Below are 18,758 nucleotides of genomic sequence, written 5' to 3'. Positions count from 1 at the left end.
GGACAACATCTCATCATGTTGTCCCTTTTTTACGTCTGTATCGCTGCGTTTAAATCTCGACTTTGGTACCCAGCTCAATCACGCGATTCGATGGGATTTGATAATAATCCGCTGCACCGCGCGCATGACGCGACATCGCAACAAAGATATGTTCGCGCCACAGCGCCATACCGCGCACTGGATTGGCAACCACGGTTTGGCGTGCGATGAAGAATGATGTTTCCATCATTTCGAATTCCAGACCCTGATCTTTGGCTAGCTCTAAAGCCGCTGGAATATCAGGCACATTCTTGAAGCCGTAAGTCACATCCATTTGATAGCAATCATCACCAAGCAGATGTATCCGGACTTGATCGCCTTTCGGCACGTACGGCACTTCCATCATGCGTACCGTCAAGAATACAACGCGCTCATGCAGCACTTTGTTATGCGACAGATTGTGCAACATCGCATGCGGCACACCATCTGATTCGCCACGCAGGAAAATCGCAGTACCGGGCACGCGCGTTGGTGGCGAAATGAACAAGGATGCGAGAAAATCTTCCAGTGGAATCGCGTGCTTTTGCAGATTCTCGAACACCAATTCGCGACCACGCTTCCACGTCAACATCAAGGTGAACAGAACCAAACCAAGCAACAGCGGGAACCAACCGCCATGGAACAGTTTCAGCATATTCGCCGAGAACAAGCTGACATCGATAACCAAGAAGAAACCCGTCGCAGCAAGACACAGCAACAGGTTGTACTTCCAGCGATAGCGAATCACGAAGAAGGTCAGGATCGTCGTCACCAACATCGTCGCTGTTACGGCAATACCGTAAGCTGCCGCCAGATCAGATGAAGAACCGAAGCCAATCACCGCCATCACGACCACTGTCATTTGCAACCAGTTCACTGCCGGAATGTAAATCTGGCCGATCTGACTCGCCGACGTAAATTCAATTTTCATGCGTGGCAAGAAGCCCAGCGCAATCGCCTGCTTGGTCATCGAGAAGGTGCCGGAGATCGTCGCCTGCGAAGCAATGATGGCCGCCATCGTCGAAAGCACGACCAATGGATAAATGCTCCACGCACCGAGCTGTTGATAGAAAGGATTGTTGACAGCATCAGGGTGCAACAGCAGCAAAGCGCCTTGCCCCAGATAATTCAACGCGAGTGCCGGGAAGGCAATCATGAACCACGCCATCCGTATCGGCTTGGCGCCAAAATGACCCATATCGGCATACAGCGCTTCCGCACCGGTGAATGCCAAGACCACCGCACCCAAGGCAATAAAAGCGAGGTAACCATTGCCTTTTAAAAAGAGGAAGGCATGCCATGGATTCAAGGCATGCAGAATTTGCGGCGCATCGATAATGTTAACAATACCCATCGCGGCCAAGGTAAGGAACCAGATCAGCATCACCGGACCAAACCATTTGCCGATACCGGCGGTGCCTCTGGCCTGCAAGGAATACAAACCGACCAACACAGCGACCGTCAACGGTACGACATAAGGATCGAAGGTCGATGTTGCTACGCTCAAACCTTCGACCGCAGACAGCACCGAAATCGCCGGTGTAATGACACTATCGCCATAGAATAAAGTTGCGCCAAACAAACCCATCACCATCAAGGGGAAATACCAGCGTGAGTTTTTTGTCACCGAAGAAAGCGCCAGCGCCATCAAAGCCATGATGCCACCTTCGCCGCGATTATTCGCGCGCAACACCAGCGTGACGTATTTGAGCGAAACAATGATGATCAAGCCCCAGACGATCAGTGAAACGACGCCGAGCAGATTTTCTGGTGTGAGGATCAAGCCGTGTTCTTTGGAGAACACTTCTTTCATCGTGTATAGCGGACTGGTGCCGATGTCACCGTATACGATGCCGACTGCGGCAAGAGTCAATGCAGCCAGGCTGCTTTTTTTATCTGGTGAAGACAAAGAGCGCTCTCTTTAGAGGGATGGTGCGTCGCACAATAGGATAAGCGCCACCATAATGCAAGGAAATATGACCATGTGTATTAACAGTGTTGCACTAAAGTTGAATCTCGCCCAGTCCTAGTTTACAAACAGGAAAATTTTCGGGTTTTAATTACGCTTTGCCCCCGATATCCGCCATCACACTTACCGTACACCCCCGCCATCGGTTATCCTTGCACCCACCTCTTTGGCAAGCAACCTTTTATTAAAATCACAATGGCAAATTACGTCTACACCATGAATCGCGTGGGGAAAATCGTTCCCCCTAAACGTCAGATCCTGAAGGACATCTCATTGTCCTTTTTCCCGGGCGCAAAAATCGGCGTACTGGGTACGAATGGCTCCGGCAAATCAACCTTGCTGAAAATCATGGCCGGCCTCGATACCGACATCCAGGGCGAAGCGCGCCCGATGCCAGGTCTGAACATCGGCTACCTGCCGCAAGAACCGCAACTCGATCCAGAAAAAACCGTGCGCGAGGAAGTCGAATCCGGCCTCGGCGAAGTATTCGAAGCAAAAGCACTGCTCGAAGCAGTCTATGCTGCCTATGCCGAAGAAGATGCCGACTTCGATGCGCTCGCCGCAGAACAAGGCCGACTGGAAGCGATCATCTCGACTGCCGCCGGTGACAATCCTGAACAACAACTGGAAATGGCTGCCGATGCACTGCGCCTGCCACCTTGGGATGCAAAAATCGCCGTGCTATCCGGCGGTGAAAAACGCCGCGTCGCGTTGTGCAAATTGTTATTGTCCAAGCCAGACATGCTGCTGCTCGATGAACCGACCAACCATCTGGATGCGGAATCGGTCGAATGGCTGGAGCAGTTCCTGCTGCGCTTCCCAGGTACCGTGGTCGGCATCACCCATGATCGCTACTTCCTCGACAATGCGGCCGAATGGATTCTGGAGTTGGATCGCGGCAGCGGCATTCCGTGGAAAGGCAACTATTCGTCCTGGCTCGATCAGAAACAGGCACGTCTGAAGCAGGAAGAATCGACAGAATCTGCGCGTCAAAAAGCACTGCAGAAAGAACTGGAATGGTCACGTCAAAATCCAAAAGCGCGTCAGGCCAAATCGAAAGCGCGCTTGGCACGTTTTAACGAAATGTCTGAACACGAATATCAGAAACGCAATGAGACGCAAGAGATCTTCATCCCGGTTGCAGAGCGCCTCGGTAATGAAGTCATCGAATTCAAGAATGTATCTAAAGCGTTTGGCGATCGCCTGTTGATCGACAATCTGTCATTCACCGTGCCACCGGGCGCGATCGTCGGCATCATCGGCCCCAACGGTGCCGGTAAATCGACACTGTTCAAAATGATCGCCGGCCTCGACAAGCCAGACAGCGGCGAAGTCGTCATCGGGCAAACGGCAAAAGTGTCGCTGGTCGATCAGTCCCGCGACGATCTCGGCAACAGCAAAACCGTATTCGAAGATGTTTCCGGCGGCGCCGATATTCTGAGCGTGGGTCGTTTCGAAATGCCATCACGTGCCTATCTGGGTCGCTTCAACTTCAAGGGCGGCGACCAGCAAAAGATCGTTGGCAACTTGTCCGGCGGTGAGCGCGGTCGTTTGCATCTGGCGAAGACACTACTCAAAGGCGGCAACGTCTTGCTGCTCGATGAACCGTCGAACGATCTGGACGTGGAAACCTTGCGTGCACTGGAAGATGCCTTGCTGGAATTCGCCGGTAGCGTATTGGTCATCTCGCATGATCGCTGGTTCCTCGATCGTATCGCGACACACATCCTCGCCTTCGAAGGCAATTCGCAAGTATCGTTCTTCGATGGTAACTATCAGGAATATGAAGCCGACAAACGCAAGCGTCTGGGTGAAGAAGGTGCGAAGCCTAAGCGGATTCGTTACAAGCCTTTGACGACGTAATCAATCAAGCATGCGATTTCACGACATCGCATCAACTTGAAAAAGCGCCACAGCCTGCATCGATCATTCATTGGTGCAGGCTTTTTAACAATTATTTCTTCACTTCTCTGTACGCATGTATCAACTAGCCGCACCCGCCACTGCTGAAATCGAAATCAAGAAAAGTCGTTTCATCGGTTTGCTGTATCCACTGACTACGCGCGCAGAAGCACGCGCAAAGTTGGCAGAGCTGCGCACGCAACATCCGAATGCTGTGCATTTTTGCTGGGTGCTGATATGTGATGGCGATTCCGGCCTGGATGACGATGGCGAACCCTCAGGCACGGCAGCACGACCTATGTATAACGTGCTGGTGCACAAGGACGTGTTCAATGTGTTGGCGGTCGTCGTACGTTACTGGGGCGGGATGAAGCTGGGTGCGGGCGGACTGACGCGTGCATACGGACAGGCGATTTCCGAAGCAATCAAGACTGCGGAATTAGTACCGGTAGAAGCTATGTGCGAACGGCGTTTTGTTCTGCAGTTTGCAGATGAATCGACCTTGCGTCGCTACTGCGAGCAACAGGAAGTCAGCGTGATCGATGCCCAATACGGCGATGCGGTCACACTGCTATTGAAGATGAAGTGCAGTCAGACTGAGGAATTTACGCGGGCTGCATTCGATTTATTGCGCGGCGCGCTGGAAGATCGCAGTGACCTGCATGACAAATAATCTGGATCATTAAGTTGACTACAGAAGAACACACACCAACAAGGTCGCATGTTCTTCCGCATCAAATATCAAATCATTTCCAACGATTCTGGTCCATCCGGCGGTGGGAAGACATCGTCCAACTCCGCCAAATCTTCCGACGTCAATTGCAAATCAAGTGCTGCGCGATTTTCACGTACGTGTTTGAGCGTTGACGCTTTTGGAATCGCAATCACGCCTTCTTGTCGCAATACCCAAGCCAGAGCGACCTGTGCCGGCGTCACACCGTGTTTATCGGCGATATCCTGTACTTCCGGATATTCAGTCAAACGACCTTGCTCTATCGGCGAATACGCCATCAAGGGCAAACCACGCGCCTGTGCTTGCGGTAACAAATCATATTCAATACCGCGACGCATCAAGTTGTACAGCACTTGATTGGTCGACATTGCATCGCCACCAGCGGCACGTGCAATTTCGTCCATATCGTCAACATCCATATTGCTGACGCCCCAGTGACGAATTTTTCCTGCATCCTGCAAGGCTTCGAATGCGGCTATGGTTTCTGCGAACGGTGTACGACCACGCCAGTGCAATAGATACAAATCGATGCAATCGGTGCCGAGGCGACGCAAGCTGCGCTCGCAGGCCGCGATCGTGCCGCTGCGCGAGGCATTGCTAGGGAGCACTTTACTGACCAAAAATACTTCATCGCGACGTCCGGCAATTGCTTCGCCGACCAGTTTTTCCGATGCGCCATCACCGTACATTTCTGCTGTATCGATCAAGGTCATGCCGAGATCCAATCCCAGACGCAGAGTGGCGATTTCATCGGCACGACGATGTGGCTCGTCGCCCATGTACCATGTGCCCTGCCCAAGTACAGGAATGCTTTTGCCGGAAGGCAGTTTCGTTTTGCGCATACGCACCTTTCATATTATTCAAGACACCCAACCCGCATAGCGCGCACAATAAGCGCAGCACTCGGTGACATACAATGTCATCCTCGGCGATACAGTCGTTGGAATTTTTTCATTATACGTAAAGCAAGGCCATGAACAGCACACCGAATCAGACAGCAACACCCAGCGATACGCTGTACACCTGCCATCCGCAACAAATGGAATGGTTGCCATGGGCTATGCCTGGTGCGCATTTCAAACTTTTGCAGGCGGATGCATCTACCGGACGCTTCACTCTGATGATCAAGTTCGAAGCAGGTGCAGCGGCACCCATACACCGTCACGTCGGCGCAGTGGAAGGCTATATGCTGGAAGGCGGCTTCCATTATCGCGATGAGCCAGAGCGCCCATTCAATGCCGGTTGCTATCTATATGAACACGACGGTGCCGTGCATCAACCGGTTAGTCCGAATGGCGGCGTGATGTTTGCCGTCTTTCACGGCCCGGTGGAAGGATTGGATGAAAACGGTAACGTCATCGGTCGCATCAATTGGAAATGGCATGTCGAAAAATGGAATGCCGCGGGTAATCACTACCAGCCCACCGGCATGTAAACACAGCACATTCACGCCGAAATGTCTGCGCGTGCAGGCAGAATGAGGAGACAAGCGCTACACTGGATATTTACGATAGCGCAGCATTATCAATAAGTGAGCAAGGTGAAAACAAGCACAATGGACACAGCACTTTCCAGCGAACAGATTGCACAATTCGAGCGAGACGGTTATCTGGTTTTCAGAAAGATGTTGGAGCCTGCCGCGTGCGAACACATGCTGTCGGTCGCAAAAACACAATTGCATGAAGCGCAAGAACCACTGGAATATGAAGCCGTGCTTGGCTATCCGGGCGCACCGGCATCGCTGGATGCAGAAGGCGGCAGAACCGTGCGACGTCTGCGTGGCGCTTATGATCGTGATACCTGCTTTCACGACTGGGCGCGCGATCCACGCGTTATCGGCAAGCTGCGTCAGTTATTTGACGAGCCGGTTTGCCTGACATTGGCGCATCACAATTCCGTCATGACCAAGCATCCGCAATTCGGTACCGCAACCGGCTGGCATCGCGATATTCGCTATTGGTCGTTTACCAAACCCGATCTGATTTGCGTTTGGCTGGCACTAGGCGATGAAATTGCCGGCAACGGCGGCTTGAAATTCATTCCCGGCTCGCATCGTCTGGCAATTGCGCGTGAACAACTGGACGAACTGGATTTTTTGCGTCCCGACTATCCGCCAAATCAGGCACTGTTTGCGCAAGGCAAACCGGTCGATTTGCATCAAGGTGATGTGGTGTTTTTCCATAGCCAGTTATTTCACGCCGCTGGTGTCAACACAACGTCATCGGTCAAAACCTCGGTCGCCTTTGCCTATCATGGCAACAGCAACCAAGCAGTAGCCGGCAGCAAGTCAGCAGCCGCTGGCGATATTGTTATCAGCGACTAAAGCACTCAATACAAGAAAAGCCCTCGCATCACCGAGAGCTTTTCTTATAAGTTATCTGCCTTGATGCAATAAATGCAAGAATTGAAAAAGACAAATCCTGTTTTCACGATTCTGCTATCATTCGCTTCGAACGTTGGGGAGTAGCCGGCCTTAGTCAACTAAGGAATCTGCATCAACACTCTTGGCCCGCAGGCCATGGTGCAGATAGTCGCAAGACTTGGCGAGACCATAGCTCAAATGACGACCGCATGGGCCGGGGTCGCTGTTTGTGCTTTGGTTATTATTCCGGCCCCAGAAAGTTTATCCCCATCATGGAAGCATTCTTCGTCTCTACCGGCATTGTTGCCCTCGCTGAAATCGGCGACAAAACGCAACTACTCGCTTTTCTCCTCGCAGCAAAATTTCGCAAACCTTTACCTATTGTCTTGGCGATCTTCGTCGCGACTATTGCCAATCACGCATTCGCTGCGGCCATAGGCACATGGATCACGACCATGCTGGGGCCTGAAGTCTTGCGCTGGGTACTCGGCGTATCGTTCCTGCTGATGGCTGGCTGGACACTCATCCCTGACAAGCTGGACGAAGGTGATGCCAAGTTGGCGAAGTACGGCGTGTTCACGACAACACTGATCGCCTTCTTTTTGGCAGAAATGGGCGACAAGACACAGATTGCAACCGTGGCCTTGGCTGCACAATTCCATTCATTCTTCTGGGTCTTGGCCGGCACGACATTCGGCATGATGCTGGCCAATGCGCCTGCGGTTTATTTCGGTGACAAGCTTGCCGGTCGCATGCCGGTGAAAATCGTGCATCGCGTGGCTGCTGCAATTTTTGCAGTGTTGGGGATTGCTACTTTGTTCGGTGCGGGCGCACGTCTCGGGTTTTAATCATGGTCGTCATCCCCGTTTGCGCGGGGATGACGACATGCTGCACTAAATCTTCAAGCGCGCTTGCGCTGCCTTGTATTCGGCTATCAAGCGTTGCACGACCTCTTCAACTGTGACCACGTCGTCTATCAAACCGACGCCTTGGCCCGCACCCCAGATGTCGCGCCACGCCTTGATCTTGCTACCACTACCAGAGCCAAAATTCATCGCGCTCTTGTCGGCTTGCGGCAAATTATCCGGATCAAGACCTGCATTGATAATGGATTTTTTCAGATAGTTACCGTGTATGCCGGTAAACAAATTGGTGTAGATCACATCAGCTGCGGCAGAACTGACGATCGCTTCACGATAGGCATCATCAACATTCGACTCTTTAGTCGCCAACCAGCGCGACCCGATATATGCAAAATCAGCGCCCATCGCTTGCGCCGCCAGCACCGCATCACCCGTTGCAATCGCGCCGGACAAGGCGATCGGTCCCTTGAAAAATTTACGCACTTCACCAACCAGCACGAATGGTGACAAGGTACCGGCATGACCGCCCGCACCTGCTGCCACCAGAATCAAACCATCCACGCCAGCTTCCAGCGCCTTCTGTGCATGGCGTATGGAAATCACATCGTGCAATACGATGCCGCCGTAGCTGTGGATCGCGTCCATCATTTCTTTCGGTGGCGCACGCAATGAAGAAATGATGATGGGAACGCGATGTTTGACGCACACCTCGACGTCATGCGCGAGACGATCGTTCGATTGATGCACGATTTGATTAACCGCTATCGGACCGACGATCGCCGTTGGATGCGCAGCTTTATAAGCAGCCAGCTCGGCTTGAATATCAGTTAGCCAGGTATCGAGCAATTCTGGCGGACGCGCATTCAATGCAGGGAACGCACCAACGATACCGGCCTTGCATTGCGCCGTCACTAGCTCCGGACCACTGGCGATAAACATGGGTGCCGCGATGACAGGCAAGACGAGATTTTGCAGTACTGCGGGCAGACGATCTTGCGGACGATTCGACATCAACATTTCTCCTCAGCAGCGATGTGCGTATTCTCAACGCGCATCGAGATTACAAAAATCTGTCGAGCAACTTGCGGCTGGTTTTGTCCAGTTTATTCATATCGCGAATCAGGAATTGTATGCCGTGCGTATCGGCGATGATCAATGCCGATTCACCGATGCGACGTATATCTTCCTCGCCCTTCAACACCAGCGTCGCATCACCGCGACTGGTTGCGACCGTCCATGTGCTGGGCGAAGCAAAAACAGAAACATGCTTGATCTGTTTGATCTCAGGCAGGAATTCGCGGCTCGCCAATTCCTCTTCCAGCAAAGCACGAGTTGCCTCTGGCAAGTCGCTCAGCTTTTCTATCCATGCCAGTTCACGTCCATCAGTACTGACTATCGCGATGCCTACATCCGGCGCAGCGATCGGGAAGGAACGCACAGGTACCACGCCTTCATGCACTTCATCATCGCCGGCTGCTGTGTATATCAATTTACCGAAGGCATTGCGACTGAGTTGAAACTGCGTTAATTGAAAATTGCTCATGCGACCTCCCCGGTTTTGATTCCATCTTCCAGCATATCTTCTGCCTGACGCTGTTGCGCTTGATACAGTTTGTAATACGCGCCTTCGCGCAGCAACAATTCATCATGCGAACCAACTTCCACTATCTGTCCTCTGTCCATCACGACGATACGATCAGCGCGACGCAGCGTGGATAAGCGATGCGCAATCGCTATCGTGGTACGGCCGCGCACCAGATTGTCGAGTGCCTTCTGGATTTCACGTTCCGTAGTCGTATCCACCGATGAAGTTGCTTCATCCAGTATCAGGATGTGCGGATCGATCAACAATGCACGTGCAATCGAAATACGTTGGCGCTCACCACCGGACAATGTTTGTCCACGCTCGCCCACCATCGAATCGTAACCATGCGGCAAACGCAAAATGAATTCATGCGCATGTGCGGCACGTGCGGCAGCGATGATGTCTTCGCGGCTGGCGTCTGGTTTACCGTAAGCGATGTTGTCTGCAATCGTGCCGAAGAAGAGGAATGGCTCCTGCAATACCAAACCGATATTGCGACGATATTCAGGAATCGGTATCGAGCGCACATCCACGCCATCGACCAGAATCGCACCGGCTGATACATCATAGAAACGGCAAATCAAATTGACCAGCGTGCTCTTGCCCGAACCGCTGTGGCCGACCAGACCGATCATCTCGCCCGGATTGATCGTCAGATCCAGACCGCGTATCACCGCACGATTACCGTAACGGAAACCGATATCCTGGATCGTGATCTTGCCCTGCACTTTATCCAGATGGACTGGATTAGTCGCTTCCGGCACGCTGGATACGTGATCCAGAATATCGAAAATACGCTTGGCACCGGTCGCTGCTTTTTGCGTAACCGACACGATGCGGCTCATCGAATCCAGACGTGTGTAGAAGCGGCTGATGTAAGCGAGGAAGGCGGTCAACACACCGACCGTGATCATGCCTTGCGACACTTGCCAGATACCGAGCGCCCATACCACCAGCAAACCGATTTCAGTCAGGAAAGTAACGGTAGGTGAAAACAGTGACCAGACTTTGTTGACGCGATCGTTGACGACCAGATTGTGATTATTGGCTTCACGGAAACGTGCAGCTTCGCGCTTCTCTTGCGCAAATGCTTTCACCACACGTATGCCTGGAATCGTATCGGCCAGCACGTTAGTCACTTGCGACCAGATGCGATCAACTTTTTCAAAGCCGTTGCGCAGTTTGTCGCGCACCACATGAATCATCCATGCGATGAATGGCAACGGCAGCAAAGTCACCAAAGCCAACCATGGATTGATCGAGATCAAAATCACTGCCGTCATGATGATCATCAAAACGTCGGTGAAGAAGTCCAGTAAATGCAAAGACAGGAAGACGCAAATACGATCCGTCTCCGAACCAATACGCGTCATCAAATCGCCGGTACGTTTACCACCGAAATATTCCAGCGATAGACGCAGCAAATGTTCGTATGTGGTTGTACGCAAATCTGCGCCTATGCGTTCGCTAACCAACGCCAGAATGTAAGTACGCGCCCAACCCAAGCCCCAGGCAAACAGAGCCGATGCAAACAGCCCGCCGAGGTAAAGCGTGACCAAACCCTTATCGATAGGTACGCCGTTTTGATACGGGATCAGCACGTTATCCATCAACGGCATCGTCATGTACGGCGGTACCAAAGTCGCCGCAGTCGACGCCAAGGTTAGCAGGAAGCCCAAGAGCAACTGACCACGATACGGCCGCGCAAAACGCCACAAGCGGAACAGCGAAGCCGTTGATGGCGGCTGCTCTTCTGCTGCATTGCCATCCTCATCTTCAGCATCGGATGCTTCGTCGTCGTTTTCTTCTACTGCTTCTTCCATCTTCATCGGTACGCCCGATGCGATGGCATGACGTTGTTGATCGAACAACGTAATTAGATTCAATGCATCAGGATTTTGCGCAAGCGTGTAGCGCCAAGTGACCAAGCGCGCAGTTGCATCGTGTAATTCCAAGGTGCCAACGCCAGCATGATCGTAATGTTTCAATGCCAAGTCGGCGCGCAGTGGCCATGTCTGCCAAGTCGATACGCTACGGGAGCGCGACAGCAGACGCAAATTGGTAAGAATTACAACGCCAGGTACGAAATGTAGACTTAAATCAAGATCAAGCTCTAAATGAGCGAGTATGATTTCGTCCTTGTTCAATTGAACATGAATATCCTGCCAGAGAGCAGGAATGGTATTTCTTGATAACAATAATGGTGAAGAGGCAGTTTTCATCAAGGCAAAAAGGGGTTTCGTAGAGAACGAGCGTTCGTTGAACTTGCAACCAGAATATCTGGTTTTATCTCAAATTGGCGGCCAGTATATCCAAACGGACCCGACTTGTTTGCCGTATTCAAGCGCGCGCGAAATAAAATCCATAAATAAGTAAACCAAAAAACCGCCAGCGCGTTACAGCTATTTTAGCCATTCGATTTTTGGCTTTCCCATACAGATTTCCCATTACAAATGAACAACAAAACCATCGATATTATCGATGTGCTCAGTCTACGCGGACCAAATATCTGGACCTATCGCCCAGTAATCGAGGCGTGGGTGGATATTGGCGATCTGGAAGACTCGCCGTCCAACACCATCCCTGGCTTCTATGAGCGCCTGACCGCCTGGTTGCCTAGTCTGGTCGAACATCACTGCGGCGTTGGCGTACATGGCGGCTTTTTGATGCGCCTGCGCGAAGGCACCTGGCCTGGTCACATCATGGAACACGTGATGATAGAACTGCAAAACCTTGCCGGTATGCAAAGCGGTTTCGGCAAGGCACGCGAAACATCCAAGCGCGGTGTTTACAAAGTTGTCGTTCGTGCACGTCACGAAGAAGTCAGCCGCGCCGCCCTCGTTGCCGCACGCGATCTGGTCATGGCCGCAATTGAAGATCGTCCTTACGATGTGCAAGGTGCGGTCGACAATCTGCGCAACATTCTGGAATCCGTTGCTCTCGGACCAAGTACCGGCTGCATCGTCGATGCAGCAACTGATCGTCGCATCCCATCGATGCGCCTGAACGATGGCAATCTGGTGCAACTAGGCCACGGCGCGAAACAACGCCGCATCTGGACCGCAGAAACCGACCAGACCAGCGCCATTGCAGAAACCATTTCCAGTGACAAAGAGTTAACTAAAACACTGCTGCAATCCTGCGGCGTACCCGTGCCGGAAGGCCGCATCGTCAATAGCGTCGCCGATGCCTGGGATGCTGCCGAGAGCATAGGCTTGCCGGTAGTCATCAAACCGCTGGACGGCAATCATGGCCGCGGCGTCTCGACCAATTTGCGTACACTGCCCGATATCGAAGCCGCCTTCTTGCTCGCAGAACAAGAAAGCAGCGACGTCATTGTCGAGCGTTTTGTGCTCGGCAATGAACATCGCTTGCTGATCATAGGCGGCAAACTGGTCGCTGCCGCACGCGGTGAAGAAGCATCCGTTGTGGCCGATGGCGTTTCAAATATTTCCGAGTTGATCAATAGCCAACTCAACAGCGACCCACGTCGCGGCAGCAGCGAAGATTGTCCGCTTAATCTGATTCTGATCGATGAAGCAGATGATCCACGCGTAGTTCTGCTGGAACTGGCACGCCAAGGTTATACAACCGAATCCATCCCGCCAGCCGGTGAAAAAATTCTTGTGCAGCGCAACGGAAACGTGGCCTTCGACGTCACCGATCAAGTTCACCCTAGCGTAGCCGCCGCCGCATCATTGGCCGCACGCATCGTCGGACTGGATATTGCCGGTGTCGATTTGGTCGCTCAAGACATTTCCCGCCCATTGGAAGAACAAGGCGGCGCGATCGTTGAAGTCAACGCAGGTCCAGGTTTACTGATGCATTTGAAGCCGGCCGACGGCCCGGCTCGTCCAGTCGGACGCGCAATTGTCGATCACCTGTTTGCAGAAGATGAAAGCGGTCGCATCCCTATCGTAGGCGTAACCGGCTCGCACGGCACCACAGCGGTATCGCGTCTGATCGCCTGGTTGCTGCATTTGCAAGGCACGTATGTCGGCTTGGCATGCAAGGACGGCTTGTTCCTGCGTCAACGTCATGTCTTGAAAAAATCCAGCGACAACTGGGATGCCTCGCGTCAAGTCTTGATGAACCGCATGGTGGAAACTGCCGTATTTGAAAACAGCTGCAAGACTATTCTGTCAGAAGGTCTGGCCTACGACTGGTGCCAGGTTGGCGTCGTCACGAATATCGATCCAGCCGACAAACTGCCTGAGTTCTATATCGAAGATGCGGATCAAATGAGCCGCGTCGTACGTACGCAAGTCGATGTCGTGTTGCCGACTGGCGTCGCGGTATTGAATGCGGCCGATGCACGCGTGGTCGAACTGGCACCGCTCTGCGATGGCAGCGTCATTTTCTTTGCCGCGTCAGCCAGCACTGCTGCGATCGTCACCCATCTGGAACAAGGCCAACGTGCTGTTTTCCTGCGCGACGGTCATATTGTCCTGGCATCCGACAAAGAAGAAATCCTGATCGGCAACACCGTGCAGGATAAATCAGCCCTGAATATCGAAACTGTATTAGCCGCCATTGCTGCAGCATGGGCACTTGGCGTCAGCCCCGACTTGATGCGCGTCGGGATTGAGTCGTTTGAACCAACCGATGCGGTCATCGCCGCCTGATAGCCATGAGTACTGTTTTCGCTTATCACAACAATAAAGAGACCGATGCGGTTTACACTGCTGCATCAAATAACAAAGTGCCACGCCGCGCCAAAGCACGGCAGACTGCTGCGCCAAGAAGGAAGATGTCCATGGAAATATCTCGCGTTCGCGCCCTGCGTGGCCCCAATCTCTGGAGCCGGCACACGTCGATCGAAGCCATTGTGTCGTGCAATGAATCGGAACAAGACATTGCCGCCATCCCCGGTTTCGAAGACCGCCTACGCGCTCGTTTCCCCGGCATAAAATTCATTGAAAGCGCACGCCCGAAACAAGCGTTCTCGATGGCTGACGTACTTGAATTCGCAGCCCTCGGTCTGCAGGCGCAAGCCGGTTGCCCGGTGACATTCAGCCGCACGATAGAAACCGTCGAAAAAGACACTTATCAAGTCGTCGTCGAATACACCGAAGAAGCCGTCGGTCGCCTCGCCTTTGAGCTGGCACAAGAGTTGTGCCGCTCCGCCGTGGAAGACACGCTGTTCAATCTGGCAACCGCATTGGCCAGCCTGCGCGAACTCGATGAAGATATCCGCCTCGGACCTAGTACCGGCTCTATCGTCGATGCAGCCGTAGCACGCGGCATTCCTTATCGCCGTTTGACCGAAGGCAGCATGGTGCAATTCGGCTGGGGCAGCAAACAGTTACGCATACAAGCGGCGGAAACCGGCTTCACCAGCGCCATCGCAGAATCAATCGCGCAAGACAAGGAAATGACCAAGCTGCTATTAAATGCAGCTGGCGTGCCAGTACCGGACGGTCGCTCGGTCACAACCGCAGAAGATGCATGGAATGCCGCGACAGAAATCGGTGCCGCCGTCGTCATCAAACCGCGTGACGGCAATCAGGGTAAAGGCGTTTCCGTCAACCTGAAAACCCGCGAAGAAATCGAAGCAGGCTTTGCCGCAGCGCAAGTCATTTGCGACGACGTCGTGATCGAACGCTATATCTCGGGACAGGATTATCGTTTCCTCGTGGTCGGCAAACAGTTGATCGCTGCAGCACGTCGCACCCCGCCAGAAGTCATCGGCGATGGCGTACAAACGATTCAACAATTGATCGATCAAGTCAATCTCGATCCGCTGCGCGGCGATGGCCATGCGACTCCGCTGACCAAGATCAAGGTCGACAACACAACGCTGGCAACGCTAGAAAAACAGAATTACGTCCTGAGCAGCATTCCAGCCAAAGGCTCGCCGGTTCTATTGCGCAATAACGCCAACCTAAGCACCGGCGGCATTGCAACCGACGTCACCGACGACGTACATCCAGAATTGGCCGCACGCGTAGTGGAAGCCGCTCAAATGATAGGCCTCGATATTTGCGGCGTTGATCTGGTGTGCGAAAACGTTCACAACACGCTGGAAGAACAAGGCGGCGGCGTAGTTGAAGTCAATGCCGCGCCAGGCTTGCGCATGCATATCAAACCATCGTTCGGCAAAGGCCGTCCAGTTGGTGAAGCCATCATTTCCACCATGTTCGCAGAAGGCGATGATGGTCGTATTCCAGTCGTCGCAGTCGCCGGCACCAACGGCAAGACCACTACCGTGCGCTTGATCGCACACATTCTGCAAGCCAATAAATATCGCGTTGGCATGACCAGTACCGATGGCGTCTATATTGAGAATCAACGTATAGACACTGGCGATTGCAGCGGCCCACGCAGCGCACGTAATGTGTTGATGCACCCGGACGTCGATGCTGCCGTGCTTGAAACAGCTCGTGGCGGCGTTTTGCGCGAAGGCCTAGGCTTCGACCGTTGCAACGTGGCAGTCGTCACCAACATCGGTGTCGGCGATCACCTCGGCTTGAATTTCATTTCCACCGTTGAAGATCTGGCTGTCGTCAAACGTGTCATCGTACAAAACGTAGCACCTAACGGCACCGCCGTATTGAACGCTGCAGATCCTATGGTCGCCAATATGGCGAGTAGCTGCACCGGCAGCGTCACTTTCTTCGCACAAGACAGCAATCACCCTGTCCTCGCAACACATCGTGCGCAAGGCAATCGTGTCATTTATCAAGATGGCGCGACTATCGTGGCATCGCAAGGCAAGTTCGAACATCGCATTCAATTGGCCGACATCCCTATTACGCACAACGGCACGATCGGTTTCCAAATCGAAAACGCAATGGCAGCAATCGGCGCAGCATGGGGACTCGGTCTGGATTGGAATGTCGTGCTGGAAGGCCTGAGCACTTTCCAGAATAGCGCAAGCACCACACCAGGTCGCTTCAACATCTTCTCGCATCGCGGCGCAACCGTGATCGCTGACTACGGCCACAATCCAGATGCAATCGAAGCATTGGCACGTGCAGTTGAAGGTATGCCATCGAAACGTCGTATGGTAGTCATCAGCGGTGCCGGTGACCGACGCGATGAAGATCTACGCCGTCAAACACAAATTCTCGGCGATGTATTCGACGATGTCATCCTGTATGAAGACCAATGCCAACGTGGCCGCGCCGATGGCGAAGTATTAGGCTTGTTGCGCGAAGGTCTGGCCAAGGCAACACGCACAAAATCGACACAGGAAATCCAGGGCGAATTCCTTGCGATTGATACCGCATTGGCAAAACTGGAAGCAGGTGATTTATGTCTGATTCTGGTTGATCAGGTGGAAGAAGCACTGGCGCACATAGCCTCACGCGTGGCGTGATTCTGAAAACAAAAAAGCCAGCGTCAAGCTGGCTTTTTTATTAGAGAGAACTCTAATTAGAATTTGTAGCGCAAACCGATAGAGAGCAGATTTGTTTTCAGGTCGAGGCCATCTTCTTTGAAAACTTTACCGAAATCTTCATACTCTGCGACCAGAGCAAGATTTTTCGTGAAATTGTAAGCCGCACCAACACCCAGCAACACTGTTGTATGGTTTTTGGAAACACTGCCACTAAAACCCGGTTCTTCCATGCTGATTTTAGTGCGATTAAACGACGCACCAACTTTTGCGAACAAAGAGAACTGTTCATTCAATGGCAAAGTACCTGTTGCTGCAACATACAGTGCTTTTGGTTTAGCGCCGAACGTACCAGCAATCGCGCCGTCCGTGTATGCTGCCTTAGCTTTGCCGAAGTCAACATAACCAGCTTCAACACCAAAATTCTTGTTGAAATCAAATCCGCCATACAACTTGTAGCCTGTTGTATTGTCTTTCAACGACTCAGATCCATCCGATGCCTTTTGCTTCACACGGCCAGCATTGAAACCAACATACGCACCTTCAGCATAAGCAGCCATTGGCGCAGCCAAAGCAGTTCCGAGCAGTACAACTAACAACTGTTTTTTCATTATTTAACTTCCCTATTTAAGATGATTATTTTGGTTTTTGCCGGCAGCATCGTAACGTTGCCAAAAAGAAATAACCATCCCTTAAATATGGGAGATTGCTGAATTCATTCATTCTCTTTTGCTGCGGTTTAATGCTAAATTGGTGCTTCACAGCAAGTCGTTTTGTCTGACCCTTTGAGCCTCCCTCCAGAAAAAAATAATATGACGAAACCGCTCAACCACGATTTGCTTGGTCATCTTTACGATGGCGTCATGGCACCAATCGGCTTTCAACTTTTTATCGAAGAACTCGTCAAAGTTTTTGACTTGAAAGCGGTCACCATGGTGATACGCCATGTCGAAACGCAAGAAGTAAAAAGCCTTTGGCTGGCCGGCATTACAAGACAATGGATCGAAAGTTACTCGCTCGAGTACGCGCGTGACGATGTCCTGGCGCAACACATCATGACAGCACCGATTGCCAATTTCTACGCCAGCAATCTGGATGTTTCGCTTCCCGCTAGTTTTCCTGGAACTCGTTTTTATAATGAATGGCTGGCACCACAAGGCGTTGCTTTTGCCGCAGGTGCCGTTGTTTTGCAAGAAGGGCCTTGGGTCACGCAGCTGATACTGCAACGCGCGCCTCAACATGCACCTTTCGAACGAGAGGACATGGAGCATCTCAATCAGCTCGTGCCGCATCTACAACGCGCGATTCAGATGCGACAACGATTGGCGGATCTGCAATTGGATCAGCGCTTTCTGGCTGGCGGTCTGGATATGCTGGCGATGCCGACATTTCTGTTCGATGAATATGCCAAGGTAACGCATTACAATCGCAGCGCCGCCCATCTGCTGACGGAGCGTACGCTCTGGCTGGAAGACGGGCATTTGCAGGCAAAAGATAGCGTCATGACACGCAAGCTGGGCTTGGAAATCTCCAAGTCCATCGCAGCAAGCCGTAGCAAAGAAGAGGATTTGAACAGTGTGGTCTTGTTACCGCGCAGCGACAAGTTGCCACTGATGTTGATGATCGCGCCGTTGCAACTGACAGGCACGCCACGCACGCATGGTGCGGCGCTGATGTTTGCCTTTGATCCTGAAGCAACGCCCAACGTCACGATTGATCTGGTACGCAGATTGTTCAAACTGTCGAATGCTGAGGCCGAATTATCCATCGCGCTGTGCATAGGCAAGACGCTGGATGAAGTTGCCATCGAACGTGGCACATCGATACACACCATCAAGAGTCAGCTCAAAAACATTTATCTTAAAACTGGCACCAAGCGACAACCGGAGCTAGTGTCCATGCTGCTGGCCAGCCCGGCATTCTTCATTGCGCAAAAACAGATAGGGCAAGCTGCCGACGTGTGAAAAATTGTTGAAACTTTCCTTAT

The 18,758-nt window shown here is 52.4% G+C and carries 14 protein-coding genes and 1 riboswitch; of the genes, 8 read left to right on the top strand and 6 right to left on the bottom strand.

The features are described from left to right. Positions 1-49 precede the first annotated feature (49 nt). Positions 50-1,927 carry a potassium transporter Kup gene (locus AC07N2_RS04920; RefSeq protein ID WP_494777263.1) on the bottom strand — a complete coding sequence of 626 codons (1,878 nt, stop codon included), beginning with the start codon at positions 1,925-1,927 and terminating at the stop codon, positions 50-52. A gap of 255 nt (positions 1,928-2,182) precedes the next feature. Here AC07N2_RS04920 and ettA point away from each other — a divergent pair, with 255 nt between their 5' ends. Both ettA and AC07N2_RS04910 read left to right on the top strand, forming a co-directional pair. Further along, positions 2,183-3,850: an energy-dependent translational throttle protein EttA gene (ettA, locus tag AC07N2_RS04915; protein WP_076592913.1), complete on the top strand. Its 1,668-nt coding sequence runs from the start codon at positions 2,183-2,185 to the stop codon at positions 3,848-3,850. A gap of 115 nt (positions 3,851-3,965) precedes the next feature. Continuing rightward, positions 3,966-4,562 (top strand): IMPACT family protein, encoded by a 597-nt coding sequence (locus AC07N2_RS04910; RefSeq protein WP_494777262.1) that lies wholly within the window; start codon positions 3,966-3,968, stop codon positions 4,560-4,562. 68 nt (positions 4,563-4,630) lie between these two features. On the opposite strand, the gene AC07N2_RS04905 is transcribed toward AC07N2_RS04910, so the two are convergent. Continuing rightward, positions 4,631-5,464 (bottom strand): aldo/keto reductase, encoded by an 834-nt coding sequence (locus AC07N2_RS04905; protein WP_494777261.1) that lies wholly within the window; start codon positions 5,462-5,464, stop codon positions 4,631-4,633. Positions 5,465-5,595: 131 nt separating this feature from the next. Here AC07N2_RS04905 and AC07N2_RS04900 point away from each other — a divergent pair, with 131 nt between their 5' ends. The 3 genes from AC07N2_RS04900 to AC07N2_RS04890 all read left to right on the top strand — a co-directional run bounded on the left by AC07N2_RS04900 (position 5,596) and on the right by AC07N2_RS04890 (position 7,832). Next, positions 5,596-6,057, top strand: a complete 462-nt coding sequence (locus AC07N2_RS04900) for a 2,4'-dihydroxyacetophenone dioxygenase family protein (RefSeq protein ID WP_494777260.1) — start codon at positions 5,596-5,598, stop codon at positions 6,055-6,057. 120 nt (positions 6,058-6,177) lie between these two features. After that, positions 6,178-6,945: a phytanoyl-CoA dioxygenase family protein gene (locus AC07N2_RS04895; protein WP_494778113.1), complete on the top strand. Its 768-nt coding sequence runs from the start codon at positions 6,178-6,180 to the stop codon at positions 6,943-6,945. Between the two features lie 123 nt (positions 6,946-7,068). Then, a riboswitch (yybP-ykoY riboswitch) is annotated at positions 7,069-7,246 on the top strand. 10 nt (positions 7,247-7,256) lie between these two features. Next, positions 7,257-7,832 (top strand): TMEM165/GDT1 family protein, encoded by a 576-nt coding sequence (locus AC07N2_RS04890; RefSeq protein ID WP_494777259.1) that lies wholly within the window; start codon positions 7,257-7,259, stop codon positions 7,830-7,832. 45 nt (positions 7,833-7,877) lie between these two features. Here the strand turns inward: AC07N2_RS04890 and AC07N2_RS04885 are convergent, their stop codons facing one another. The 3 genes from AC07N2_RS04885 to AC07N2_RS04875 are packed head-to-tail and all read right to left on the bottom strand — an operon-like array spanning position 7,878 to position 11,654. Continuing rightward, entirely contained in the window at positions 7,878-8,858 is a 981-nt protein-coding gene (locus AC07N2_RS04885) for an NAD(P)H-dependent flavin oxidoreductase (RefSeq protein ID WP_494777258.1), read from the bottom strand. A 49-nt stretch (positions 8,859-8,907) separates the two neighbouring features. Next, positions 8,908-9,390: a cyanophycin metabolism-associated DUF1854 family protein gene (locus AC07N2_RS04880; protein WP_494777257.1), complete on the bottom strand. Its 483-nt coding sequence runs from the start codon at positions 9,388-9,390 to the stop codon at positions 8,908-8,910. Then, entirely contained in the window at positions 9,387-11,654 is a 2,268-nt protein-coding gene (locus AC07N2_RS04875; protein ID WP_494778112.1) for a cyanophycin metabolism-associated ABC transporter, read from the bottom strand. Before AC07N2_RS04875 ends, AC07N2_RS04880 begins: the two co-directional genes overlap by 4 nt. 231 nt (positions 11,655-11,885) lie before the next feature. Between AC07N2_RS04875 and AC07N2_RS04870 the strand changes: the two genes are divergently transcribed. Together AC07N2_RS04870 and cphA are read left to right on the top strand one after the other, a co-directional pair. After that, positions 11,886-14,057, top strand: coding sequence for a cyanophycin synthetase (locus AC07N2_RS04870; protein ID WP_494777256.1), 2,172 nt, complete (start codon positions 11,886-11,888; stop codon positions 14,055-14,057). A gap of 131 nt (positions 14,058-14,188) precedes the next feature. Beyond that, entirely contained in the window at positions 14,189-16,753 is a 2,565-nt protein-coding gene (gene cphA, locus AC07N2_RS04865) for a cyanophycin synthetase (protein ID WP_494777255.1), read from the top strand. Positions 16,754-16,809: 56 nt separating this feature from the next. Here cphA and AC07N2_RS04860 read toward each other — a convergent pair whose 3' ends face one another. Continuing rightward, positions 16,810-17,382: an outer membrane beta-barrel protein gene (locus tag AC07N2_RS04860; protein ID WP_494777254.1), complete on the bottom strand. Its 573-nt coding sequence runs from the start codon at positions 17,380-17,382 to the stop codon at positions 16,810-16,812. A 201-nt stretch (positions 17,383-17,583) separates the two neighbouring features. Between AC07N2_RS04860 and AC07N2_RS04855 the strand changes: the two genes are divergently transcribed. Continuing rightward, positions 17,584-18,735 (top strand): helix-turn-helix transcriptional regulator, encoded by a 1,152-nt coding sequence (locus AC07N2_RS04855; RefSeq protein ID WP_494777253.1) that lies wholly within the window; start codon positions 17,584-17,586, stop codon positions 18,733-18,735. Positions 18,736-18,758: the final 23 nt, after the last annotated feature.

It is taken from the genome of Herminiimonas sp. GW821-FHT09C12 (assembly GCF_059416385.1).
Note: the sequence above shows the minus strand (reverse complement) of the source record. Positions and strands in the feature narration are given on the sequence as shown.